This is a genomic window from Micromonospora sp. NPDC051296, from assembly GCF_040682255.1.
GTDB lineage: Bacteria > Actinomycetota > Actinomycetes > Mycobacteriales > Micromonosporaceae > Micromonospora > Micromonospora craterilacus.
In genome coordinates, this window is the sequence record NZ_JBFBAO010000472.1 from 1 (window position 1) to 4549 (window position 4549).

Annotated in this window: 7 protein-coding genes; 5 read left to right on the forward strand and 2 right to left on the reverse strand. The window is 73.4% G+C overall.

The window, feature by feature from the left end; genetic code table 11:
• The first annotated feature begins 172 nt into the window (after positions 1–172).
• From AB0M52_RS31045 to AB0M52_RS31060, 4 genes are all read left to right on the forward strand, one after another.
• A complete protein-coding gene (locus tag AB0M52_RS31045; RefSeq protein WP_363961080.1) occupies positions 173–841 on the forward strand; it encodes an FCD domain-containing protein in 669 nt (222 codons plus the stop codon).
• Positions 842–879: 38 nt separating this feature from the next.
• Positions 880–1353: a large conductance mechanosensitive channel protein MscL gene (gene mscL / locus AB0M52_RS31050; RefSeq protein ID WP_363961082.1), complete on the forward strand. Its 474-nt coding sequence runs from the start codon at positions 880–882 to the stop codon at positions 1351–1353.
• An 81-nt stretch (positions 1354–1434) separates the two neighbouring features.
• The gene (locus AB0M52_RS31055; protein WP_363961084.1) at positions 1435–1695 is read left to right on the forward strand and encodes a hypothetical protein; all 261 of its coding nucleotides are present in this window, start codon (positions 1435–1437) and stop codon (positions 1693–1695) included.
• A gap of 139 nt (positions 1696–1834) precedes the next feature.
• Positions 1835–2194: a hypothetical protein gene (locus AB0M52_RS31060; RefSeq protein ID WP_363961092.1), complete on the forward strand. Its 360-nt coding sequence runs from the start codon at positions 1835–1837 to the stop codon at positions 2192–2194.
• A gap of 54 nt (positions 2195–2248) precedes the next feature.
• Here AB0M52_RS31060 and AB0M52_RS31065 read toward each other — a convergent pair whose 3' ends face one another.
• The gene (locus tag AB0M52_RS31065) at positions 2249–3487 is read right to left on the reverse strand and encodes a benzoate/H(+) symporter BenE family transporter (RefSeq protein WP_363961086.1); all 1239 of its coding nucleotides are present in this window, start codon (positions 3485–3487) and stop codon (positions 2249–2251) included.
• Positions 3488–3609: 122 nt separating this feature from the next.
• Between AB0M52_RS31065 and AB0M52_RS31070 the strand changes: the two genes are divergently transcribed.
• Positions 3610–4197, forward strand: coding sequence for an XRE family transcriptional regulator (locus AB0M52_RS31070; RefSeq protein ID WP_363961088.1), 588 nt, complete (start codon positions 3610–3612; stop codon positions 4195–4197).
• A gap of 53 nt (positions 4198–4250) precedes the next feature.
• Here the strand turns inward: AB0M52_RS31070 and AB0M52_RS31075 are convergent.
• On the reverse strand, positions 4251–4549 hold a 299-nt coding region (locus AB0M52_RS31075; protein ID WP_363961090.1), incomplete at its 5' end, for a helix-turn-helix transcriptional regulator.

Below are 4549 nucleotides of genomic sequence, written 5' to 3' on the forward strand. Positions count from 1 at the left end.
CCGGCGAGCACCAACAGCCCCCCGGTGGCGCGGGGCGTCCCGGCCACGGCGGTTCCGGTGCCGGGCGGGGGTCCGCCGGCGGTCGTGACGGGAGTGGGGGTGCCGGCGGGTGGCGGGGTCATGGCCTCGAACCTACAATCATGGGATGAATTCCTGCGAGCTGGTGTAACCAGTGCCACCGCCGGTTGATTCCGCCGCCGTCCCGCCCCGCGGCCGACGGGTACGGGAGACGATCGCGCAGCTGCGCCAGCGGATCATGGACGGCGAGTGGCCGGTGGGCAGCCGGATCCCGACCGAGCCGCAGCTGGTCGACGCCCTCGGCGTGGGGCGCAACACGGTGCGCGAGGCGGTCCGGGCCCTGGCCCACGCCGGGGTGCTGGAGTGCCGGCAGGGCTCCGGGACGTACGTCCTCACCACCGACGAACTAGCCCCGGTGGTGGCCCGCCGGCTGACCGACGACCGGGTGGTCGAGGTGATCGAGGTGCGCCGCGCCTTCGAGGTGGAGGCCGCCCGGCTGGCCGCGCGGCGGCGTACCGCCGAGGACCTGGCCGCGCTCGACGGCGCGCTGGCCGCCCGCGAGGCGGCCTGGCGCGGCGGCCGGGTCGCCGAGTTCGTGGCGGCCGACGCCGCGCTGCACACCGCGGTGGTCGCGGCGGCGCACAACGGCATGCTCGCCGAGCTGTACGCCTCCGTCGGCACCGTCGCCCACGCGATGGGCGACGCGCTGACCCCGGAACGCCACGTCGACCACGCCCGACTGGTGGCGGCGATCCGGGACGGCGATCCGGAGCGCGCCGCCCGGGAAGCCGGCGCTTTTCTGGAGCCCTCGCCCGGGGCATAGGTTGTCCTCGACGAATTCGGGACACCTCGGGAGTACGCATGCTCAAGGGCTTCAAGGACTTCATCATGCGCGGCAACGTCGTCGACCTCGCGGTCGGCGTCGTCATCGGCGCCGCGTTCACGGGCGTGGTCACGCAGCTCACCAAATCGTTCCTGGAACCGCTGATCCGGGTCTTCGTGCTGCTGATCACCGGCAGCAGCGACGGCATCTCGGGCACGGCGCCGGATATCCGGGGCATCCCCTTCGACTGGATCGCCTTCGTCAACGCGCTGATCACGTTCCTGCTCACCGCGGCGGCGCTGTACTTCCTCGTGGTGTACCCGATGAACCGGCTCGCCGAGCGGCGTAAGCGGGGCGAGGAGCCACCGCCGGCCGCACCGAGCGAGGAGGTCAAGCTGCTGACCGAGATCCGGGACGCCCTGGTCGCCGCCGGCCGGACCACCCCGGCCCAGCAGCGCGGCGCACTGGACGACGCCCTCGGCCGCCGGGAGGAACCGCCCGCGGCGCGCTGAATCCGGCACCTGCACATCGGCCCCTGCGGGAATCCCGCAGGGGCCGCATCATCTCGAACACATGTTCGATAGAGTCCCGCCATGGAACAGCGAAAGCACTGGTGGAACGGGAAATGGGGGCGACTGGCGCGGCGGGACGTCTTCCTCCGCGTGGACGCCGACCGGTGGCACGTCGAGCAGCGGGCCGGCGGTGCCGAGGGAGTCTCCCGGTTCTACGAGTACGACACCGTCGACGAGGCCGAAGAAACGGTGCGCGCGCTGCTCCAGGGCCCCGACACCTGGCGCGAACTCTCCCCCCGCCCCCCATCCGGCTGGACCACCCCACCAGCCGGCCCACGTTGATCAAGGGGTTTGAGTCGAACCTCGGCCGGATTCCGACGCGAATCCCTTGATCAACAATACGAGTCCAGGGAGGGGTGGGGGCGGGGTGCGTTTAGGGGAAGCGGGGGGCGGGAACCGCGCGAGCATGGAGCAGCAGGGCATCGATCAGCAGACGACCGTGTCGCGGGTCAACACCGGCATGCGGGTGGTCGACTCCGCCGGCATCGACGTTGGCACGGTGGACCTCGTCCAGCGTGGCGATCCCAACGCGGTGACCGTGCAGGCACCGGTCGCCGACCCCGGCAGCAGCCTGGACGAACTGATCGAGTCCGCGGCCGTGGAGGAGCCGGACGTCCCGGCGGACCTGGCCGCCCGACTGCTGCGTACCGGCTACCTCAAGGTCTCCACCGACCTGGTCCCCACCGGCGCGGTCTACGTACTCGCCGACCAGATCGCCACCATCTCCGAAAACCAGGTCCTCCTCAACACCCCCGCCACCGCCCTCCCCCCCGAGGACTAACCCAACCCCCCGGCCGCGTTGATCATGAAGTTGACGGGTTCGGCAAGCGCTTACCTACCGGCTAACCTCATGATCAACAGCCTGGTGCCGGGGCGGGGACTGGTCTGGGGTGGGCTGGTCTGGGGATGAGGTGCGGTCGCCTGGGGTGCGGCGGTTGCGGAAGAGCAGGAGCATCAGGCAGCCGGCCACCAGGCCCCAGAACGCGCCGCCCACGCCGGCCAGCGACACCCCGGAGGCGGTGACCACCAGGGTGACCACCGCGGCCTCCCGGGCCGTCGGATCGGCCAACGCCGAGGTCAGCGCGGTAGCCAGCGCACCGAGCAGGGCCAGCCCGGCGACCGCTTCGATCAGCACCGGCGGCGCCCACCCGACCAGGGTGGTGACCGCCCCGGCGCCCAGCCCGAGCAGGGCCAGCCCGACGCCGGCGGTCACCGAGGCGATCCAGCGCCGGTCCGGATCGGGGTGCGCGTCCGGGCCGGCGGCCAGCGCGGCGGTGATGGCGGCCAGGTTGACCGCGTGCCCACCGGCCGGCGCGGCGGCCATGCTGGCCAGTCCAGTGGTCCGCAACGCGGAGCCGAGCGGCGGCCGGTAACCGTAGCCGACCAGTACGGCGGTGCCGGGCACGTTCTGCGCGGCCATGGTCACCAGGAACAGGGGTAGCGCCAACCCGACCAGGGCCGGCACGCTCCACTGCGGCGCGGTCACCTCGACCACCGGGCGCAGCCCGCCGGTGCCGCCGCCGGGAGTGGTCAACGCGATCGCCCCCGCCGCCACCAGCAGCGCGCCGGGGACCGCCCAGCGCCGGGCGAACCGGTGCAGCAGCAGCCAGGACACCAGCACCGGGGCAGCCAGCCGGGGCACCTCGACGAGTGCGCGGACCGGCGCGGTGCACAACGGCAGCAGCACCCCGGCGAGCATTGCCCCGGCGACCGGCTTGGGGATCGCCGCGACGGCCCGACCCAGCGCCGGGAACAGCCCGGCGGCCACGATGAGCAGCCCCGAGACGAGGAACGCCCCGACGGCGACCGGCCAGCCGCCCGGGACCGGGCCGGTGGCGACCAGCAGCGCCGCGCCGGGAGTGGACCAGGCAATACTCAGCGGCAGCCGGTGCCGCAGGCCCAGCCAGGCGGCGCAGAGCCCGGAGGCGACGCAGAGCACGAGCAGCCCGGAGGCGGCCTGGGCCTCGGTGGCCCCGACGGCCCGCAGCCCGGCCAGCACCACGGTGAACGAACTGGCGAACCCGACCAGCGCGGTCACCACGCCCGCCAGCACCGGTTGCATCCGTCCCGCCATGCCCCGCCTCCCGATCGTTCCGTTTACGGAACAGCAGCGTGTAGCACCATAGCGGGGTGCCGCAGTCACCACCAGACCCACCCAGCCCGCAGGCCGAACCCACGCCGACACCCCCACCCGGATTGGCAACTCGGCGCGTACCGGCAGGTCCGTCCACCGCGCCGGCTGAGCAGGCCGGAGCCGACGCGGACACCCCGGCGATCGGTCGCCGGGTCCGCGCCCTGCGCGAGGCACACGGGATCTCGCTGTCCGCCCTGGCCCGGCTGGCCGGGGTGGGAAAGGCGACGCTCTCCGGGCTGGAGAACGGCACCCGCAACCCCACCCTGGAGACGCTGTACGCGGTCACCGCTCAGCTCGGCGTACCGCTGACCGCGGTGCTGTCCGGGCCGGCGGCCGGGCCGACCGTGCGCGGCGCGGCGGTCAGCGCCACCCTGCTGGAGGTGTTCGAGGACGCGGACGCGACCTACGAGCTGTACCGGATGCGGGTCACGCCCGGCCCCGGCCAGCTCTCACCCGCGCACCAGCCCGGGGTCACCGAGCACGTCACGGTCTTCGCCGGGGTGCTGCGCGCCGGCCCGGCCGAGGCACCGCTGACCGCCGCCGCCGGTGGGCACCTGCGCTGGACGTCCGACGTGCCGCACGTGTACGCCGCCGTCGGCGACGAGGAGGTGGCAGCCAGCCTGCTGCTCCGCTACCCCCGACAGAAGTAAGGAAGGGCCCCTTGTTAACGCCTGGTGCAGGTTAAGGGTCCCTTCCTAACGGCTCAGCCGTCCACCGAAGCCGGCGCGGCCGGTCGTTGGCGGACGGCCCAGAGCGCCACCCCGGTACGCGAGGCCGAGCCGGTCTTGCGCAACAGGTTGGACACGTGCACGGTGACCGTCCGCACCGAGATGCCGAGCGCGCGGGCCACCTGCTTGTTGGACATCCCGGCGACCAGGCATTCGAGCACCTCGACCTCCCGGCCGGTCAGGTCGGCCAGGTCGGCAAGGACCGCCAGCGACGGCAATCCGCCCGGCGGACCGTCGGAGGAAGAGCCGCCAGCGGCCGCAACGTCGACCGGGG

Bases quoted from the DNA above. Each gene is read 5' to 3' on its own strand.
- AB0M52_RS31065 (WP_363961086.1), bottom strand. From the start codon at position 3,487: ATGGCGGGACGGATGCAACCGGTGCTGGCGGGCGTGGTGACCGCGCTG.
- mscL (WP_363961082.1), top strand. From the start codon at position 880: ATGCTCAAGGGCTTCAAGGACTTCATCATGCGCGGCAACGTCGTCGAC.
- AB0M52_RS31055 (WP_363961084.1), top strand. From the start codon at position 1,435: ATGGAACAGCGAAAGCACTGGTGGAACGGGAAATGGGGGCGACTGGCG.